Annotated in this window: 19 protein-coding genes; all 19 read right to left on the bottom strand. The window is 31.3% G+C overall.

What is annotated here, in order from left to right; all coding sequences use genetic code 11:
• Nucleotides 1–11 precede the first annotated feature (11 nt).
• The 19 genes from neuB to L1I30_RS10560 all read right to left on the bottom strand — a co-directional run bounded on the left by neuB (nucleotide 12) and on the right by L1I30_RS10560 (nucleotide 20,760).
• Nucleotides 12–1,055: an N-acetylneuraminate synthase gene (neuB, locus tag L1I30_RS10650; RefSeq protein ID WP_236134274.1), complete on the bottom strand. Its 1,044-nt coding sequence runs from the start codon at nucleotides 1,053–1,055 to the stop codon at nucleotides 12–14.
• Nucleotides 1,056–1,072: 17 nt separating this feature from the next.
• Nucleotides 1,073–1,753, bottom strand: coding sequence for an acylneuraminate cytidylyltransferase family protein (locus L1I30_RS10645; protein WP_236134273.1), 681 nt, complete (start codon nucleotides 1,751–1,753; stop codon nucleotides 1,073–1,075).
• A 12-nt stretch (nucleotides 1,754–1,765) separates the two neighbouring features.
• The gene (locus L1I30_RS10640; protein WP_236134272.1) at nucleotides 1,766–2,566 is read right to left on the bottom strand and encodes a hypothetical protein; all 801 of its coding nucleotides are present in this window, start codon (nucleotides 2,564–2,566) and stop codon (nucleotides 1,766–1,768) included.
• Between the two features lie 2 nt (nucleotides 2,567–2,568).
• A complete protein-coding gene (locus L1I30_RS10635) occupies nucleotides 2,569–3,231 on the bottom strand; it encodes a class I SAM-dependent methyltransferase (RefSeq protein WP_236134271.1) in 663 nt (220 codons plus the stop codon).
• 115 nt (nucleotides 3,232–3,346) lie between these two features.
• Nucleotides 3,347–4,243, bottom strand: a complete 897-nt coding sequence (locus tag L1I30_RS10630; RefSeq protein WP_236134270.1) for a glycosyltransferase family 2 protein — start codon at nucleotides 4,241–4,243, stop codon at nucleotides 3,347–3,349.
• 2 nt (nucleotides 4,244–4,245) lie between these two features.
• Nucleotides 4,246–5,265: a glycosyltransferase gene (locus L1I30_RS10625; RefSeq protein WP_262911049.1), complete on the bottom strand. Its 1,020-nt coding sequence runs from the start codon at nucleotides 5,263–5,265 to the stop codon at nucleotides 4,246–4,248.
• Nucleotides 5,266–5,328: 63 nt separating this feature from the next.
• On the bottom strand, nucleotides 5,329–6,549 hold the full coding sequence (locus tag L1I30_RS10620) for a glycosyltransferase family protein (protein ID WP_236134268.1): 1,221 nt from the start codon (nucleotides 6,547–6,549) through the stop codon (nucleotides 5,329–5,331).
• Between the two features lie 9 nt (nucleotides 6,550–6,558).
• On the bottom strand, nucleotides 6,559–7,461 hold the full coding sequence (locus L1I30_RS10615) for a glycosyltransferase family 2 protein (RefSeq protein WP_236134267.1): 903 nt from the start codon (nucleotides 7,459–7,461) through the stop codon (nucleotides 6,559–6,561).
• Complete coding sequence (locus tag L1I30_RS10610; protein WP_236134266.1) at nucleotides 7,461–8,315, bottom strand: glycosyltransferase family 2 protein; 855 nt, start codon at nucleotides 8,313–8,315, stop codon at nucleotides 7,461–7,463. The genes L1I30_RS10615 and L1I30_RS10610 overlap by 1 nt, the downstream gene beginning before the upstream one ends.
• A 23-nt stretch (nucleotides 8,316–8,338) precedes the next feature.
• Nucleotides 8,339–9,472: a glycosyltransferase WbsX family protein gene (locus tag L1I30_RS10605; RefSeq protein WP_236134265.1), complete on the bottom strand. Its 1,134-nt coding sequence runs from the start codon at nucleotides 9,470–9,472 to the stop codon at nucleotides 8,339–8,341.
• Nucleotides 9,465–10,301 (bottom strand): glycosyltransferase family 2 protein, encoded by an 837-nt coding sequence (locus L1I30_RS10600; RefSeq protein ID WP_236134264.1) that lies wholly within the window; start codon nucleotides 10,299–10,301, stop codon nucleotides 9,465–9,467. The genes L1I30_RS10605 and L1I30_RS10600 overlap by 8 nt, the downstream gene beginning before the upstream one ends.
• Nucleotides 10,298–11,206 carry a glycosyltransferase family 2 protein gene (locus L1I30_RS10595; protein ID WP_236134263.1) on the bottom strand — a complete coding sequence of 303 codons (909 nt, stop codon included), beginning with the start codon at nucleotides 11,204–11,206 and terminating at the stop codon, nucleotides 10,298–10,300. Before L1I30_RS10595 ends, L1I30_RS10600 begins: the two co-directional genes overlap by 4 nt.
• Before the next feature lie 6 nt (nucleotides 11,207–11,212).
• On the bottom strand, nucleotides 11,213–12,163 hold the full coding sequence (locus tag L1I30_RS10590; protein WP_236134262.1) for a glycosyltransferase family 2 protein: 951 nt from the start codon (nucleotides 12,161–12,163) through the stop codon (nucleotides 11,213–11,215).
• A gap of 21 nt (nucleotides 12,164–12,184) precedes the next feature.
• Nucleotides 12,185–12,934, bottom strand: coding sequence for an O-methyltransferase (locus L1I30_RS10585; RefSeq protein WP_236134261.1), 750 nt, complete (start codon nucleotides 12,932–12,934; stop codon nucleotides 12,185–12,187).
• On the bottom strand, nucleotides 12,927–14,198 hold the full coding sequence (locus tag L1I30_RS10580; RefSeq protein WP_236134260.1) for an ABC transporter ATP-binding protein: 1,272 nt from the start codon (nucleotides 14,196–14,198) through the stop codon (nucleotides 12,927–12,929). Before L1I30_RS10580 ends, L1I30_RS10585 begins: the two co-directional genes overlap by 8 nt.
• A gap of 64 nt (nucleotides 14,199–14,262) precedes the next feature.
• Nucleotides 14,263–16,176 carry a sulfatase-like hydrolase/transferase gene (locus L1I30_RS10575; RefSeq protein ID WP_236134259.1) on the bottom strand — a complete coding sequence of 638 codons (1,914 nt, stop codon included), beginning with the start codon at nucleotides 16,174–16,176 and terminating at the stop codon, nucleotides 14,263–14,265.
• Nucleotides 16,177–16,601: 425 nt separating this feature from the next.
• A complete protein-coding gene (locus L1I30_RS10570; protein ID WP_236134356.1) occupies nucleotides 16,602–17,471 on the bottom strand; it encodes an ABC transporter permease in 870 nt (289 codons plus the stop codon).
• Nucleotides 17,472–17,489: 18 nt separating this feature from the next.
• Nucleotides 17,490–19,967: a polysaccharide biosynthesis tyrosine autokinase gene (locus tag L1I30_RS10565; RefSeq protein ID WP_236134258.1), complete on the bottom strand. Its 2,478-nt coding sequence runs from the start codon at nucleotides 19,965–19,967 to the stop codon at nucleotides 17,490–17,492.
• A gap of 4 nt (nucleotides 19,968–19,971) precedes the next feature.
• A complete protein-coding gene (locus L1I30_RS10560) occupies nucleotides 19,972–20,760 on the bottom strand; it encodes a polysaccharide biosynthesis/export family protein (RefSeq protein ID WP_236134257.1) in 789 nt (262 codons plus the stop codon).
• Between the last annotated feature and the right edge of the window lie 183 nt (nucleotides 20,761–20,943).

Raw genomic sequence — 20,943 nt, 5'->3', positions numbered from 1 at the left:
CTATTTAACTTCTAACTAACTATATCAGACCATTTTAATTGCTTATCATTTTCTATATCCAGCTTTGCTTTCTTACCCAGAATCTCCTCATAATTCTCAGCCATGATCTCCCCGGTTCCAGGACGCTTTACCCAAATATTTTCTTTGGAAAAAACTTCACCTTTTTTTATTCTTCGGATACTGCATACAGTAGCAAAAGCAAAATCTATGGTTACTTTTTCTTCTCTTGCAGCCTCTTTTTTACCGCCTCTCATTAAAGCGATCTCAGCACTAGAAGTAATAAGTTCTTTACAGGCCTGTTCATTCATACTGCAAATAATATCCGGACCATTTCGAGCCATATGATCAGTAAAATGTCTTTCTAAAATTGAAGCTCCCAATGCCACTGCACCTAAGCAGGCGTTGTTATTTAAAGTATGATCTGACAACCCAAAAACTTTATCTGGAAATGCCTCACTTAATTGCTGCATAGCACCCAATCTCACTAAATGAATTGGAGTTGGGTATAAATTGGTGGTATGTAATAAGGCTATAGGAATTTTATACCTATCAAAGATTGAAACTGCTTTTTTTACAGCTTCAATAGTATTCATACCAGTACTTAAAATTACAGGCTTTCCAAAACCTGCTATATGCTCTAATAGCGGATAATTATTGCACTCACCACTACCTATCTTAAATGCTGGAACATCAAAATTCTCTAACCTGTTTGCTGCTGCTCTAGAAAATGGAGTTGAAATAAATATCATCCCCTTACTTTCTACATATTCTTTTAAACACTTCTCATCATATTCATTCAAAGCACAGCGTTTCATAATTTCATAAATGGAAATATCGGCATTACCGGGAATTACTTTTTTAGCTTCAGAACTCATTTCATCCTCAACAATATGTGTTTGATGCTTTACCATTTCTACACCTGCCCTGTGGGCTGCATCTACCATTTCTTTGGCAGTTTCCAGGGAACCCTCGTGATTTATTCCAATTTCTGCAATTACTAAAGGAGGATAATCTTCCCCAATCTTTCTACCAGCTATTTCAATATATGATTTCATTTGTATATTCTAAATTTCTATTCTCCTTTTTTCATCAAAAACTCAGCATATTCTAAGTCTTGTTGATAATCTATATCTACAGATGCATAAGGATGATTTATAATAAAAGGTAAATTTTTATCTCCAAGCAGTCTCCCTTCTATTATTATGTCGGCTTTAATAATATAAAGCAATCCATTTTCAAAGTAGAGAGGTTCAAGGTCTTGACTTCTCTGGCCTATTTTATAATTAAAAGGTGAAAATCTATTTTCTTCAATTTTACCCAATTTTTTGTGACTTGAACTAACTGTCATTAAACTTTCATATTCTCCGGTTTGAAATTCCTGAAAAGCGTCTCTTAAAAGATTTTTAGGTCTTAACGGATTTGTTGGTTGTAGTAATACAATATTCTCAACCCTTTCTTTAAGGTTGTCAACTACATGCTTTAATGCTGAAAGTGTGGTAGAATGATCGTCTGAAATAGTAGCGGGCCTATCTATTACATCAACGTTTTCAGCCAATGCTATTTGTTTAATCTCCTCATCATCTGTAGACACAATTATATTGTCAATTAAACCGCTGTTTGCTTTGGCATAATTTATACTATGTACAATTAGAGACAATCCATTCAATAAACGGATGTTCTTCCCCGGAAATCTTTTAGATCCTCCTCGGGCAGGGATAATGGCGATAGTCTTCTGCTTTAACTTGTTTTGCATAATTTCGGAATGCTAAGGTATTTTCATTATAACTTTCTTAGCTGTTTTTAAAATTTGCATTTTTAAATAAAAAAAAGAATCTTTATAAATAATAGGTTTCTTAACGTTTGATTTAAACTCGATTTCATTTAAAATTCTATTTATTCTTAAGGTATGTTTTTTATTTATACCATAAGAACGAGCATACCAAGTGTGAATCAACAAGGATGTACCATTTGGATGAAACACCTCGTTACTTATTTTGTCGCTTTCATTTTCAAAAGTTTTGGAATTAAGGAATAATATATTTTCACCCATCCTTCTTAACCAAAAATAAAAACAATAATAAGGTTCATAAAGGCTCAATTTGTCAAATTCAAATTCCAAATGGTTTAAATTATCAGGGAATTCATTCTTGTATATAAACTGATTTCCTAATATTTCTCTTGCTTTAAAGAGAAGAGAAATTTTTTTAAAATCAAGTATTGAAAAAAAGGTGTTTATAGCGAAGGGATTTTTATTACGATGCTTAATCACTCCCCCATCACGAACCCCACAGGCACTATAATTATTATGATTCATAAATTCAATTAAACTAAAAACCGATTGAGGTTTTTTAAATATAACATCCTCATCTGCCATAATTAACCAATCAATTCCCTCTCCTTTAAGCTTCTTAAACATATACAGAATACTATGCAATCCATGCATCCCATTTCTACCATCTATAACGTATACCCGTATACCATCAGGAAATAAATTAGAAGTTTTATTGTAAAGCTCAAAATTAGCTACAGTGGTAAGTATAGCTATTTTATTTAGTGAAATTTTCAAATCTATTGAGGCTTTTCATTATTAACCATAAAGTTTGAAGGTTCATTATTCAGGCCTTTATATATTACAATTAAATTATGATAAAAATGCATGGAAATTATATTAAGATCAAAATAATTGGGATCATATCCAGGATTATTAAATTCCTTATGATTTAAGCCATCGATCAATCCTTTAAAATATCCCATAATCGTCTGGCTGCTATTCAGTTCTAAGCTGGAACCTCCCTTTTCTTCCCAATAAGAAGTTTGAATATCCTCAACTACATAGATTCCGCCCAATTTCAGTTTTGGGAATAAGATTTCAAATGTTTTTATAACATGATTATTAATATGGCTACCATCATCAATGATAATTGTGGGCTCTCCTACATTTTGCATTAATTCATCTAAAAAAGCTTCGTCAATTTGACTCCCTTTAAAAATGTTAATTCTTCTTTCTTGAAGAAAGGATTTATCATATATATCAAAAGAAAAAATTTTAGCAAGGGGAAAATATGATTTCCACATTCTTAAAGAGTTTCCTCCCAGATATGGATTTTTATAACCTCCCACCCCTATTTCTAACATTTTAATCTTCTTATATTTAAACTTTTTAAAATGCTCTTGATAATGAGGTGTGTAAAAATGATATCCAAATTTATCAGTCTTATGAATTAACGCCATTTTGGATAAATTATAAGGAAAAGCCATAGCTTTTAAGTGCCTTAGCCTATATTTTATTTTAAGGCGGTTTTGAACTGAGACTTGCCTTTTCAAATAATTAAGCATTCATTTTAGTTTAAGGTTTCCAATATATCTTTGTATTTGAGAGATTCTCAAATTCTTTATATTCAACTTTAGTAAGACGGTTTCTATTTAAAATCAATTTTGGCAAATGATATATTAGATCCAACAGAGCTTGAAAAATGGCTATCGCGGCTTTAAAGTCACCTCTAAAAGCTTTAAGTTTTAACTGTATATAAAGTGTATAGAAAAATCTTTTGGGGATTTGGGGCAAAGGTAAAAACAGCACGTAGTTGTACCAACCTGAACGTAACGATCTTCTTAAACGTAAACCATAATCATTTTGAGATTTTCTATCACTAACCTTTACCCTATGATGCACCAGAATTTTGGGAACATAATGCACCTGCCAACTTTTTTTAAATAACTGATAAGATGCAAACTCCTCTTCGCCATAGAACATAAACCATTCTGGGTAATTTGGTATGCCATGCCAAGCTTCCATACGCCATACATGACCACAACCAACGTAGCTTTTAACAATTTCTGACTCATCATCAGAATTTAGATTTTTGGGTATTTCTAACCCCCAAAATATACGAAAAGCAATTACACCACATTCGGGCTCCTTCTGAAAATGCTCAATAATATTTTCTAATGGATATAAACTTAAGAAGTTGGCATCATCATCTAGAGTTATAGCATACAAAGTTTGAACCTGATTCATTAAAAGGTTTCTACTGTATATAAGGCCCTTATTAACTGAATTAACCAATAATTTAATGCTAGGGTATTCTTTTTTGATAACTTCTGAAGTTCCATCGGTACTAGCATCATCGCAGATTATAATTTTCACTCCTTCATTTAAAAAAAATTGAAGAGAATTTAATGTAAATTTTAAATCTTGTATTCGATTAAATGTAGTTATTAAAATACTGAAACTCTCTCCCATCCTTAAAATGATTTTCTTGCAGGTTTTGGCAAACCTAATTGCTTTAAAAAAAGCATTCTGAGTTTATAGGATTTTAAAACTGTACGAATAATATTTTTTTTAAAAGAGTATAAAAATTTGGGTGTTCTCTTTATTTCGTTAGTAAATCTTGGGAATTCTATTTTGATATCCACCAAATTATGGTCAGAATTCAATTTCTTAAATTTCTCCTTCGGCAATTTATTACCAATATGGAAAGCTTTATTTATAGGGGTTGTTAAGCGATACATGTCATATCTCCCAGCTAATTCATCTAATATACGTTCACTATCCCCCCCCATTTTATATGGATTAAAATAATTCAAATTGCCAAACAACTCTCTTCTGTAAGTGGCAACTACATGTCCTGAACCAACAATAGACTCCACTCCATTCTTCTTTAAGTATAAAATATATTTCAATCTGCTTTCTGGATAATCATTTTTCCAGCCTAGGCTTTCATAAAAATTTCTCAATCCATCAGGATCTTTGACTAAACCAAACTTAAGTTTATTTGAGAAGAAATTATCAAACAAAAGGTTTTGAGAATAACTTTGATAACTAAGAAATTGAGGAATTAAGCCAACTGTTCCGGCTTTTGAAAAATTATTAAACACCTTGTAAGTTTCTTCCTGCCAACCCGCTAAGAAAAAAACATCAGCATCCGAAATAGTAATTAATGGGATATTATTACCTGCTATTGCCTTATATATGGAATTAAGCTTACCTATGTTATTAGTAAGAATTAGTTCATGAATTACTCCCTCATTATAAAGCTGATGTAAGTAATCCTCTGTAGTCCTTGAACTTCCGTTTGAGACAAGGGAAATATAGGTTTTATTATGCACTGTGCTAAGGAGTGAGCCTATACAAGATTTTAAAACATCCAAAGATTCTTGAAAGTACTCTTTATGATAAGGAATATAAACCGGTAAAATTATTTGATGCGTAAAAGAACTATTTTCATTTCTAACATCCTTATTGGGGTTAAGACCTTTGCGCATAAATTATCTTTCAGTCGTTTATCACTCTCAATTAAATTGAAAAAATCAAGTTTGCTTTTAAATTTAATTATCCCATTCATTATTAGCTACTACAAGTTTTAGGTAATCCAAAAAGTCACTTTTAAGATAGTCATGGGTAAAAGATGATGTATTAATATCTCGGTATCTCAAATTTTTAATCATTCTTAGAAGTTTCAATTTCACCTCTGCAGGATTGTTGCAATTTGCAATATTATCATCTAACAAAATACGTCTAAGTTCACTTCTTTTAGGGGAAATAGCCATAATTGGTTTATTTAACGATGCTAAAACCGGGGTTTTACCGGGTAAAATATTACTATGAGGCGAGCAGTTCTCCAATAACACTAATATATCTGCTTCTTCTTTTTGCTCATAATAAGATTCAATAAATGGTAGCGTATCCAAAATAAAAACATTAGAACTCAAATGGTATTTTTCAATTAATCTAGCAGTATGATTGCCTCTAATTCTTAGTACTAACTCCACATTATTATTTATAAAAATCTCTTCTTTAGATAAATCAATAAAAGCATCAATTAAAATATCAATATTTCTTTTAAACTGCACTGCTCCATGATATGATATACAAATATTTTTCCTTTTTTTTCTTATACGTTGCATGTTAGGTTGAGAAAATGAAGTGATATCGAATTGATGGGGAACGGTATGAAAAACTTTATTTGTTCCGTATAAGAACTCCATGTCATGAGATAAAAGCCTTGATGGTGTAATACATTTATAAGCAAGATCTACTACTTTTTTCATACGTTTTAAACGCTGAAGTTCTAAATTAGTCATTTCTAAATTAGATCCTGTATCCCAATACACTGGAAATGGATCGTGAAAATTTATAACCGATTTTCTCAAAAGTTCTGGAGTACATAAGGCGCCTAATAACAATTCATAGCCTGTTCCTGAACTCCTTAAAAATATGAGATCAAAATTTGAAACTTGAATTTTTTCAAGTTCCTTACCGTATTGCTTTTCAATATATAGCTCCTTTAATGATATGCCTGTTAATCGCCAGTATATTCTATTCAAAAAAATAATCCACCTATTTATTTTTTGCTTAATAAAAATTTCATTATAGCTGTTGATTGGAAGTAAATTAGCCTCAATATTCTTATTATGGTTTTTTAGATATTGAACTTCTATTGTGGCTAATGGATAAGCTTCACGTATTTTTGTTACAAAAGAACGAGACACAATGCCTTCACTTGTTCCAGAAATTCTTAGATCTTGGGCAACAATTAAAATACGCATCTAGGTATATTATTTTAAAATGGCTTGCAAATATCTCCTGCTGAAATCTAAAAATCTTATAAATTTAAAATTTTTAAAGGAAAGCGAACTATATTTTATTGCTAAACCTACATGTTTCTTATCATCCAAAAAAGCCTTTTCCATCTTATCCCATAAAATCAAAATTTGATGTTCAGAGAATATTTTTGAATGTTCTTTTATTAAATAATGGTAAAAATAAAAGTTCGCAAGGTTTTTCTGAATTGTATTATCATTCTTGCTGGATATATTATGACCGCTATTCCTAAAGAAAACCGTACTCGTTGTTACAGAGAATATATTCTGAAAATTTGAAAATTCCAAAATTGCTAAATCATCTGTGTGCCAAGCCAGTGGAAATTCTTTAAACCCTATTTTTGCTACTTGCTTCTTTCTAAAAATATACTCGCTTAAAGAACTACGTGTTAAACCTGCCAACCGCCTATATAAAAAATCTATGCTATTTTCTATTACGGGATGATAATAAGTACTTGAAATAGCTATACCACTTTCATCTATAACTTGTGAAGAATAACGAAAAACGTTTATGTTTCGGCAATTAACCTCCTCCAAATTATTATAAAAATCTCTGACACAATTTTTTCCCAATACATCATCATCACCCATTAATAATATCCATTCTTCATCATTTACAAGATCAATACATCGCTCCCATTGTTTTACTAAAGAAGTTTTTCCTAAGTTACTACTGAATCCAGTATATATAAGCTTTAAAGAACTTCTATATTGATTTATTAGTTCTCCCGGATCATCGGGACTAGAATCGTTTCCAATATAAACATGAAAATTTTTATTGGTTTGAGCAACCAAGGAATTTAAACATTCTTCCAAAAAGGCTATTTTATAATAAGGAATTACAATCGCTAATTTCATTATTTGAAAAGTGTTTTAGACTTTCTATGTATATACCTATACACTTTAAAAAATAACGTATTCTGCAATTGTAATAATTCACCTTTAAACTTTAAGCTTCTTTGGTAATATCGCTTAACAAAAACCAACAATAAATTTTCATACTCGGCTTGTGTCAAATTAAATTTTAAATATGCTAAAGCTTCCATATGATCATTATACATACTAGTAGACATCGTTATACTCCTTTTATGTATTCTATATATCGCTAAAGGTTTATCTATAAAAAAAACTATAGGATCTCTATTAAATATATAAACCCACATGAGCCAATCCTCTTTAGATCTGATATTTTCAGGAAAGTTAAAATCGGTAAGGATAGAGGATTTTATTAATCCAGTATGTATAGGTATGGAAAAACCATCATCCCACTTATATAGTACATAATTAAAATTAAACTTATCTAACTGAAAATCACAATAAGGAGACAGATATTTGTTTTTCTTATCATCATATAACTTAAAATTTGAAAAAACGACATCAATTTTAGAATTATGTTTTATTACTTCTATTGATTTATCTAATTTGGTCTTCTCCAAGAAATCATCACCATCTAAAAATTGAATATAAGAGCCTTGAGACGCTTCAATGCCTTTATTTCTAGTAGTTGAAACTCCAGAATTTTCATGAAAGAAATACTTAAAGCGAGAATCCTTATCTACAAATTCTTGAATTTTTAAAAATGAATTATCTGTAGAACCATCATCTACCACGATACATTCCCAATCCTCATAAGTTTGTAATAAAATTGACTCTAAAGCTTTACTAATATATTTTTCCTGATTATAACAGGTTACAATTATAGATATAAGCATTTATTTATTTGGATTATTTCAAATTAAGATAGACCATATTCTACTTTTATTTCTTTTATGGCTTCTAACCATTTTAATCCGTATTCTCTATCTGGTTCTAAATAATTACCTTCTGCCCATTCATTCCACGATTTTATAAAAACATATTGAGGGTTGTTGGGGTTTTCCAAGAGTTCATCTAAATTATTTCTTAAATGTTTTTTCCATTCATTAGGGTTCGAGTTTTTAAAAATAAGAGACTTCTTTCCGCTACGTGCAGAATTATCCCAATTTGGAAAGACACAAGGTATGTATTTTTTATTAGGGAATTTTATTTCTAAACGGGACACTCCTTCTCTATAATCACATATAATTGGTTTATTTTGAATATCTGGTTTCTTAAACTTTAAGTAATTCCATAATTTCTTCTCAACTTTCTTCAAGTAATTATTTGAAAATAAAAAATCTTGCTCGTATCTGAGCTTTTGAAATATGTCTAAACCAACCTGTCCATATATGTTATCATTTTTCACAAAAACGTCTGGATGGGAAACTACAGATGATATAAAATAAATACCGTCAAATCCGGCATCCATAGCCAACTTATTGAATAATTCTAAAAATTCATTTAAATTAGGAATATCCTGAATTTTATAAATATGAAACATTGGTTTATTGTCAACTTTGATATACCTGTTATCAGTAAAAAATGGCAGTAAATATTTAAAATATTTTTTATAATCGTCAATCCCTAAATATTTCTGTTCAATTAAAATTTTTGCACTGTCCAACCCATGCCATATCCCTTTCCAAGTTTCATTTGCCCAACAAAAACAAAATGGAGTTTTAATTTTATCATCATTTAGCATTGCTTCTGCTGGCTTTTCAAGTAACTTTTTACCATTTCCAAACCAATATTGGTAATAAATAAATCCGTCTACCCCATAATCTTTAGCCAATTCCGCCTGTTGCTTTCTCACTTCTGGTAATCTTAAATCGTAAAATCCAAGATCCGCAGGTAATTTTGGTTGCTTATGATCTTTAAATAATGGTTTAGCCTTGGTTACATTTGTCCATTCAGTAAAACCTTTACCCCACCATTTATCATTTTCAGGTATTGGATGGTACTGAGGTAAGTAGTAAGCAAGAAATTCAATTTTACAAACAGTCTTATCCATGAACTTCATTTTTTCTCAAACCAAACAAACTATTAATCAATAATTTAAAAGCCATTTTCTTACTTTTCAAAATCAATTCTTTTTCATGCTTTTCAACACATATTCTCCGATTTAAATGATGAAATGAACCATATAATTCCACGAAAAAATCTGAATGTTTAATACTTATATATTCAAAGAGATATTTTTGTTGATAAGAAGTTATAGCATTTAACATGGATTCAGATTTTATTCTATAGTAAAATTCTACATTTTCAATTTTTTTCACATTGCCTCCATTCTTCAGTAAAGAAATCCAAAACTCCCAATCTTCCCATCCATATATCATATTTTTATCATATCCTCCTATTTCTTTCCAATCTTCCTTCTTGTACACGCCTGAGGCAATGATCATATTTTTTTTACTCAATTCTAAAAGTGAAAAATCTGGAAGATTCCAAAACGTATCAACTAAACCAAATTTGCAAACATTACAATAAACCAATTTTAAAGATTCATCATTTTTAAATTCTTCTAAGGCGTGAAGTATATAATTATTACCCAAAACATCATCAGCATCTAATGGGAGAATATAATCACCTTTAGCTAACTGTATTCCAGAATTTCTAGACACACTTAAACCTGCGTTCTCTTGGTAGCAATATTTAAATCTTGAATTTTTTTTCTCATATTCTCGTGCAATCTCTTCTGTATTATCGGTACTCCCATCATTAACAATTATGCATTCCCATTCGTCATAATTCTGATTTAAAACAGATTCTAAGGCATCTGGCAAATATTCTGCCTGATTAAAGCAGGGAACAATAATTGATATAGTGGGGTCTTTCATCTTTTTTGAAAAATTGCAAATATTAAACTTTTCAATTTAAATTTGATATTGTTAAATGGTCTAATCTTAATTAGATTATAAAGAGCATAAAGATTTTGTGCTATCTTATTATTTATATTAGAGCTTTCTAACAGTTCATAATAATAATTACTCCAATGGTCATCTCTAACCTTTTTTGATATACTTCTGATTTTAACATTATTAAGCTTTCTTCTTTTAAATGCTTGTTCTATGGCATAACAATGCCAATATTTTGCCTTTAATTTATTAATATCTTGTGATATACCATTTGCGTGTAATCTATATTTATATAAGAATTTGTTCAAAAACACATGCTCTCCCTGTTCCTCTAATTTATAATATAAATCTTGATCAACAGCTCTTTTCATTTTAACATCTAAACCTCCCATATTAAGGAATGCATCTTTTTTAAATACAGCAAAAGCCGTTAGAGCTCCCTTGCCATAGGTTAGATAAGATTGACCTTCAGGAATACCTTCTCCATGCTCACCCTTTCCAATATAATTCAGTTGCTCATCAAACATTTTATACTTAGAGGTAATTACGACAGTTTTAGAATTTTCCCTAAAAGCATTTATCATTCTTTCTAGAGCATCAGGATATAAAGCATCATCAGGATCTAAATATCCTAATAAATCACCGGTAGATTTATATGCACATTTATTTTTCGTAAACCCACACCCTTTATTAACTGGGTTTTGATATAATTTAAATCTTGGGTCTTCTTCAATTAGATTATGAATTATCTCTACAGAGTTATCTGTAGAACCATCATCTACAATAATAACTTCCCAATCATCATAAGTTTGCTGGATAATTGAATTATAACAATCCCTGAAAAATTGACCATTATTGTAATTTGCAATGAGAATAGAAAATTTCATATTTTTCTATAATTTTATAGGAAAGCTGGATTTCAATAATTGATATCCTTTTCCTGTGCTATAAGCAGCTGTTATACTGCTCAAAAACAGTAAGGTTTTAAACAAACCTAATTCCTTATATAAAAATTGAATCAGATTTAAGAAATAAGGGATTCTATTTCTTGATAATGCCAGTCTAAAGGAAAATGATTGAGAATTCTTGAGCATATATAATTTCACCTTTTTAGGAGCAAAAAAATTACACTCTAGATAAGTATTATAAAAAAGAGAATATTTATTCAACAGATAATCCTGCTTATTATTGTTTTGATAGGTTTGGATAGAATCAGGGTGTACTCTTCTATAACTTAATATTTTATTAATGTAAATACCTTCAAATTTAGAAGATAAGGTGAGCTTGCTGAAAAAATTATACTCTTGACCAGACTTAAGTTTTTCATTAAATCTAATATCTTTGATTAAATGTCTTGAAACCAACATATCAATTGTACCCCAAAACACATTCATCATAGAATAATTTTCCCCATTTAAAACAAGGAATTCATTATTCTTATACGCATTTTCATTACACAGAACTCCATTTATGAGATTATCAAATTTTGAAACTGAATAACCAAAAAGTTTTCCCTTTAAAGGTAATATTTGATCTTCAATTTTATCGGGTAACATAAGATCATCACTATCGAACCACATTATATATTCACCTTTACTTTTTTCTAATCCAAAGTTTCTGCAGGCATTTGCCCCTTTATTTAGGTGGCTAGGCCTTTGAAAATATTGAATTCGTGGATCTTTATAGGAGTAAAATTCTAATAATTCTGTCGTATAGTCATCCGACCCATCATCAACCACTATACATTCCCAGTTTGTATATGTTTGTGAAATTATGGAATCTAAAGTTCCCCCAATTAAATGAGCTCGATTATATGTAGGTATAATGATGGAGACAAGTGACATCAAACTAAAATTAATTTTAACCTAAATACCTGGTTTGGATAATTGAAATGGGGAAACGTCAAAATTTTGACTCGGTTTTAGGCAGGAATATCTTTCAAAATCAAACCTATCAAATCCTAAAATTTTTAGCCATTGAACTATAATTTCCTTTTCGTCTTTTCTATTTGTATCATCTAAATAAATAGATGCATTTTTAGATAATAGAGATTTAAGATAAGGAATTGCTGAGTATCTTGCATAGGGCGTACTTCCTCCAAAAGGACCATCAACTAAAACTAGATCAAATTTAGCATCATCTTTTAATGCTTCATCGAGTTTATTTACATCGTACCAAACGGATTGCTCTTTCAATTTATATTCATTTGGAACTGTAGAAAGCGGAGCATAAATAACTCTCACAAAATCTGAAATTTCATATAATTTAAGTAAACTTTCCAATTCATTGGCCCATTCTTTATCAGATTCTACACTATAAAATGAAGCTTTTAATTTCAAAGTTTTTATCAATTTAGCTATATAGAAGGTAGATGCCCCAGAACCGAATTCAATAATTCTGTTCCTTTTGTTGATGCTAATATCGTTAAGCACATGTAAAATAGTGCTAGGAGAAATTGCCCAAGCTGAAAAAGGAATAAAAGAATCTTCTTTAAAAAGATGTGACAGTTGATTATAATCAAAATTTATCTGTTGATTTTGATGTTGTTGATCTCTTAGTAGACGAACACGATAATCAATAAATCTTTTAATCTTAAATTTTATTTTTTTAATCATTGAACTGATATTCAAAATTTGCAAGAATCTTACTTTGACTTGTAGGGACTTCAATTCCTGTGGTATAGAACATTCCTGCCTCTACATAAAAACTAAAGGCATTTTGTATCCAATCTGTAACATTTCCTTTTGCTTTAATATGTGTGGTTACCTGATAACTACCTTTATTTAAAATACATTTATTCATGGAGACTTTTATTGATCTTAGAGGTTCTTCGATATTTTCTGTAGACATTTCAGAACTATTCCATAAAATTCTTTGACCTATATTATCATCTATCCTAAATTCAACTATAATGTCTTTCGAAGAATAATTATATTTATTTTCGAAGCAGAATTCAAAATTTATAGGATTTCCACTCTTAGGGAATTTATTTCGATTTTCCCCATATACAGATACAGAAGACAAAATAACATCCCCATTTCCTTTTCTATCTTCATGATTACTTAAAGAGATACTATCCTCAATTTTATAATTATTTTCCAGATATTTTTCAATAACCTGCTCCACATCGCCTTCTAAGTTAGACAAACCGTTATCAATTAATAAAGCTCGGGTACATAAATTCTTAACCGCCGCCATATTATGACTTACAAATAGAACCGTTCTTCCTTCTCCTTGAGATAGATCTTGCATTTTACCAATAGCTTTTTTTTGAAACTCGGCATCTCCCACGGCTAATACCTCATCAACTACTAGAATTTCAGGTTCTAAATGAGCGGCTACCGCAAAGCCTAAACGTACTGTCATTCCACTACTATATCTTTTCACGGGAGTATCTATATAAAGTTCACAACCAGAAAAATCAATTATTGCATCCAATTTTAAGGTTATTTCTTTTCTTGTCATTCCTAGCACGGCGCCATTCATATAGATATTTTCTCGACCGGAAAGTTCTCCATGAAATCCGGTTCCCACTTCTAGTAAGGAGGCTATCCTTCCTTTCGTTTTAATACTGCCCGTAGTTGGAGAGGTAACCCTAGAAAGTATTTTTAATAAAGTTGATTTTCCTGCCCCATTCTTTCCAATTATTCCTAAAACTTCACCGGAATTGACCTCAAAGTTAATATCTTTTAAAGCCCAAACATAATCTCCTTGAGCTTTATCAGTTCTATTATTTATAGAACCAATTTTCAAATAAGGATCTTCCTTACCTCTTAAATAATGCCACCATCTATTAAAATCATGCTGTAGACTACCCGTTCCTACACTTCCAAGGCGATATTGTTTAGATATATTTTCCGCTTTTAAAATAATACTCATATTTTTAATACTCTAAATGATGAAACTTAAGCAACTCAAAAAAAATTAGACACAAACATTATCCTTAATTCTTTTTATTTGAAAATATCCAATCATCTGCATATATTCCATATATATAATCCATTTCATATTTAACCACGTAGTCTTCGTCTATTCCATCATCGAAATTTATATGATATACATAAGGTTTGATATCGTTTTCTTTCAACAGTTTCAATAACGATCTATTGTCTGCTATAAACCTTCTTGAAATAGCAACATTTTTTACTCCAATTTTTCGCAATGACTCAATATCGCTCTCCCGCATTTTTTGAATGACATTTTGTGATGGCATTGACGACCTTATATTCTGCCCTATTCCCTCTTTTACTGCTTTCATATCGAATAACTCCATCATCAACCTACTTGGGTCTGTAAATTCATTGGCAAATTTTACAGGGTCATTAATCTTATCGGTAACTAAAATAGCGTCTTTGTGTATTGCAAACCATTTATTAATCCTTTCCATATCTAAGGGGGTAAATTCCCCATAGATCTTGTGACTTAAAAAGTCATTTTTGGAAATTGCAACGTCAGTTACATTATTTGTAATATCTGCCCAATGCTTCCAATCATGAACAGCTACAAAACTCCCATCACTTGATTTGTTGATATCAAGTTCAAACAACCTAAAACCTTTAGCATATGAGTGATCTAAGGCTTCTTTGGAGTTTGTATAGGTATAACCTTTTATTTCACCTCCTGCATGTGCAATATATCTTAATGTGTCTACTTTATAGTCACAATAATTTTTTGATACTGAAGAAATATTAATTGGATTACTGTTAATTCGCGAAATACCATTAGTATTTATGGTGGTAATTAAACCAATATTCTCTTCTATGAATTTATTTTTGTCGCCTTTTATAAAGTCGGTTAAAAATTTTAAATTATTATCTACTCCTGCACCCTGTAATATTATCTTAGGTAAATCTATCTGGTATATAGGTGTCGATTTATTCTGGTTTATTAATTCATTGTTTGAATTACTTATTATAAAGAGGCTCCTTTCACCACTATCTTTAAACATGTTAGGGTCTCCCATTTTAAGATGATCTGGATAAATATAAACAACCGTATTTGTTAGCAGATCTTCAGATTTTAAAAATTCAATAAAATCTCCCATTAAATAATCTATAGAAGCAACCGTAAATTCTATATCAGAATTTTTTTTAGAGATAAATTTCTCCATTCTAGCATCATAGATTCCGTTAGGAAAATGTGTATCTGTAGTAGAGATAAATAGGGCAAAAGGTTTATTTATTTTAGCTAATTCTTTAACTTTTGACTTTGCCTGCTCCACCAGATCTTTATCTCTTAATCCATATTGACTTTCAAATCCATTCTTCTCAACATTGCCTTTATCAATTATTTCATCAAATTGAAGAGTGAAAAGCATTTCTTTCAATCCTGCATAATCAGCATTTCCGTTCATATAAACCGTATTATAATCAGCCTTCTTCAATGCATGTGAAATACTGGAAATTTGAGAATAATAAGCTTTCTGAAATACACTATTTCTTTCTACACCAAAAAAGGCGGGAAATCCTGTTAAGGAAGTATAAATAGATCCACTAGTCCAGTTACTTCCTAAATTTTGCTTCATTTCTGAATAATTCCACTCTTTCTTTAATTTATTCAAATTTGGAGTTAAACTTGAATATTTATTTTCTAAATATCCACGTTCCAAAGATTCAAGAGAAATAACAATTATATTCTTACCGGGTGAAGCTTTTATTTGAGATGGAGAAATATAACTAGACATTCCATTTTCCCGTAATATCTCTTTAAAATTCACATTGTTTGGTTGATTAAAAACTGAACTGAGAGTAAGGCTATCTGTAACAAAGTTACCTATAGTAGCAGTAAGCGAAATGCTTAAAAATAATAAGATGACTTTTGTTAAGAATACGCTTCTAATATTAACTCCTTTCTTCATTAAGAATAATTTATTGCATCTGGCTAAAATCAAATTGGAATTATAAAATAGTAGTGTGAGAAATATGAACAGAAGAACTACAATTGGCGTATGTGCTAAATATAATGAGAATAACCCCTTAATATCCCTAAGATTTAGATGCACATAAAACCTATAACCAATAAATGCCTGTGTGAAAAACAGAGAAATTAACTGAAGAAGAACAAAGCAGGTCGATATGATACTTAAAGAAAGTCTTAGTATTCTATTCGTTATAAATGAATTAATGATAAAAAAGGAAATGAGAAATAATAAGATGACTAGGACATCCTTTTTGCCTCCAAATTGATTTATAAGAATATTGATGAACTCTAGCATTTCTATATTATATGAACAAATAAGGTGATTTATAAAAACCGAATATTTGAATATTTAGGAATTTATCACTAAACGGTATCAATGAAAGTTTTTTCTGTTCTATTAAAAATGATTAAGCCTAATAGAAAAATTGAAATAGAGAACCCTAGGGTATAAGTGAATCCAAACCAAGTAAAAATTCCCGTATCTAAAATCATAAATCTAAACCCCTCAATAATATGAGTTATCGGATTGTACTGAACTACCCAAGCAAATTGAGGCTTGTTATTTATTATTTCTTTCAAGGGATATGGAACTGCAGATATATACATTAGTAAAGTCACTGCAAAACCTACAAGTACGGTTAAATCTCTGTATTTAGTAGTTAAAGCCGAAATAATCATTCCGAGTCCTAACCCCATTAATGCCATCATTAATACATATAGCGGGAATAATAATAAATTCAAATTTGGTGAAATCTCTGCGCCTTTTATATAATAATAAACGTAAAAAAAAGATAGAATAATGAGCTGAATTCCAAATTTCAATAAATTAGAAATTGTGGTACTTAGAGGCATAATTACTCTTGGAAAATATACCTTACCAAATAAACCTTGGTTACTAACAAAAGTATTTGAGGTTCCTGTTAGACATGTACTAAAATAATTCCAGGCAGTTATCCCGGTTAAATTGAATAAAAAAGGTGGTACTCCTCCAGTATTAATATTAGCAATATTATTAAACACTAAAGTAAAAATTACCGAGGTGAATAAAGGCTGAATAAAATACCAGAGAGGACCAAGTATAGTTTGTTTATAAGCGGTTATAATATCTCTCTTCACAAAGAGAATTAATAAATCCCTATATCTCCAAATTTCTTTATAATTTAAATCAATCAGTTTTCTCTTTGGAGTTATCTCGTATAGCCAGTCTTCATTCGTGTTATTCACTTCCAATATTTATTTCTTAAAACTTTCTTACTCAAAATTCCTTTTAGCTTTTCTCCAAATTTTTTTCAGTTTTGAAGTCGGTGTAATTTTACCATAATAGCCTTGTCCATATCTATTTGCACCATAACCATAGCCGTAGCCATAACCGTATCCGTAACCATAGCCGTAACCATAGCCATATTTTGCTCTATGAATGAAGTGATTGAGTACAAAACTTATATTCTTGATCTCTCCTTTACTATATTTTTCATTAATACTTTCCAGCATTCCGCGTTTAGTGTAATCCTGACGCACTAAAAACAAAGTAGCATCGGCATGTTTTACCATATTCATTGCATCGGCAACAATTCCAACCGGCGGGGTATCAAGCACTATATAATCATATTTTAATTTCAACTCCTCTATCAATACCTCCATTTGATCAGACATCAATAATTCTGAAGGATTTGGTGGGATAGGTCCGGCGGTGATTACATCCAGATATGGAATTTTACTGGTTTGAATGATCTCATCAGCAGTACTATTACCAATCAGATAATTTACAACCCCAAATTCATTATTCAAATCGAAATCATCAAATATCTTTGGCTTACGCAAGTCGAGTCCTACTAAAACAGTCTTTTTTTCACTCAAGGCGAATACCGTGGCAAGATTCATAGCGCAGAACGTCTTTCCTTCTCCAGAAACCGAGGAGGTGATCATTACAGTTTTGGAACCGGTAATCCCTTTCTTTCTATACATGAACTGTAAACTACTTCTCAAACCTCTAAAACTTTCAGCTATTGCCGATTTTGGATTGCTAAATACCACCAAATTATCATCCGATTTATTCTTACCTATCAGCCCCAAAATTGGAATTGGTGACAATCTAGAAATCTCCTGGGCATTATGAATATTGGTATTTAAGAAAACTAACAAGAATACGAAGACCAAAGGAATAAGCCCCCCTATTAAAAGCGCCATCACATAGTTCAATTGGGTGTTAGGCCCAATCTTTCCTCCCCCGGTATCTTTAGCACTGTCAATTACCATCACATCACTTACATTGGCAGCTTTTATCAATCCTGCTTCACTTCGCTTTTCTAAAAATAGATTATAGGTTTTCTCACTTAGGCTGTATTTACGCTGAATTTTTAATAGGTCTTGTTCTTCCTGTGGCAATTTCCTGATCTCTAATTCTGCTTGAGCGATTTGCCTGTTAATATCCCCCAATTCTCTTTGAAGTAAACTTTTGGAGGAACTTATATTTTCCAGCAAAACGGTTTTAACCGAATTTATTTGTCGGTCGATATCTGCAAATACTGGAGAATTCTCTTTTAAGGAATATTGATATTTACTTCGTTCCTGGGAGAGTTCCAATATTCTTCCTACCCCACTTACGATACTTCCCTCATTGATCCCTGCTACAGATGGCGCTGGAACACTGCTATAATCGGTTTTGGTTTGCAGGTAAGATTCTAAAGTTTGATAATATGCCTGTTGCCTTCTAAGATTTTCTTTTCGCACATCCAGTGTTGAAAGTTTCCCTGATATCTCTGAACTTTCTGCCGATATATCTAAAACCGAATTTTCATTTCTGAATTGATTCAATTCATCTTCTACCAGTTTCAATTCTCTGGATTTCACCGCCAAACTGCTGTCTATAAATCGAATGGTCTTAGTGGCAAAAAGATTCTTTCGCTCCAGCATATTCTCACTAAGTACCGCAATAGTACCATTTAAGTAATCTACAATTCGAGCTTTATTACCACCGGTGAGTCCCAAATTTAAAACAGAAGAATTCTGAGATTCTGGAGATACCGAAACTCCTTTATAACCGGAGACTACCGAATCAAAATTTAGGAATTGAATATAAAATGGTTTTCCGGCCTGTATACCATTCTCCGTTCTATTGATTACTCCACTAAAAAATGGTAACTGGATGCGTTCTCCTACTCTAAAATCTCTGCTAAAATCCTGTGCTTCCAAACTCACCGAAGATTTTTCTTTGGTAGCATAATTTTGAGTGCCCATATTTTCTCTTAAAGTCGCCTTTAGATTAAAGGTATTTTCGTCTTTAAAAGTTATGGTTATTGGCAATCCCACCACCTGGAATCGAGATGTATCTACTTGTACTTTAAAAGGTGTACTTCCATAAGCGTCTATTCGCTGATATTCCCCATCTGAAAGGTACTGAAGGTAATATTGCAGCCGCTCTACCACCTCTTCATTGTGCGATCTTGAACGCAAAATTGTGATGGCGGTATTCACCTTATCTGAAGTTCCTCCCCAGTTGAAGGTTAAACTTGTAGTAGAAGTAAAAAATGGATTTTGATCGTCTTTTATTGAAATAGAATTACCCAACCTATATACCGGTAATTTTCTAACATTATTATAATAAGCTACACCTAGACTTATAGCTACCGAAATAAGGATTAACTGCCAGTAACTAAATACTTTTAGTACAAAACCCTTAAAGTCGAAAGTGGATCCTACATCCGAAATATGATCTTCTTCGTGCGCCATAGAGCTATCGTGTAACTATTAAGATTATGGAAGTTAATAAGGTGATCACGCCCACCACATCTCTTAATGTAGCCAGCCCTGTTGTACCCACTCCTAGAGCCTTTTGAGGTAACGGATCTACAATTATCAAATCGTTAGGTTGTATGTAATAGTACGGACTTTGAGTAGCTTCAATAGTTGTAAGATCAATACTGTGTACTTTTTCACCTGCAGGATATTGACGTATTATCTTCACATTGGTCATATCACCAAATTCAGTAATTCCACCTGCATTTGCAACAGCTTCCATAATGGTTACTTGTTCCTTATAAATTACCTGGCTTCCAGATCCTATTTCTCCCAAAGTTGTATATCTAATTCCGGCTAATTTAACAGTAACAAATATATTAGCTTCATCTTTAAAATAGTTATCTAAAAGTTCTTTTTCAATCCTTTCTCTCACCTCTTCTACAGTAAATCCAAGCACATTAATCTCTCCCAGAGTAGGAACCCTTATATTACCGTGAAGATCTACAGTGAAGCCATCATAATAAAGCCTTTCCTCTCCTGTAGCATTTAAATTGTTTTCATCTATGGGATTAAACATTCCTACCAATTCCTGATCAAGGGCCTTCACCCGAATGCTCAAAAGATCGTTTATTTGAATTCTATATGGTTTTTGAAGACGTTTCACAGCAATAATACTGTCAGTAGTGCTTTCACTCTTCTGCAAATAAGTAATTTTCTTCGTGGGAATACAAGCTGTAAAGCTCAAAATAACCAGAAGAATGCATAACGCAGATTTATATCTCATAAGGGACCCAAATATTATTAATTCTTACGTAAAAAAGAGCATTGTAGTTTTAAGCTCACCTTCTTTCTTTTGCCATCCAAGTTAAAAAAGCAACCGATTCTTCCTGAAATCTCAATCATTAATCATCCTATAATTAACCAAGCAAGAGACAAGTATTGCAAACAAATATAACTGTTGTATGCT

Source organism: Gillisia lutea, from assembly GCF_021568705.1.
GTDB lineage: Bacteria > Bacteroidota > Bacteroidia > Flavobacteriales > Flavobacteriaceae > Gillisia > Gillisia lutea.
Note: the sequence above shows the minus strand (reverse complement) of the source record. Positions and strands in the feature narration are given on the sequence as shown.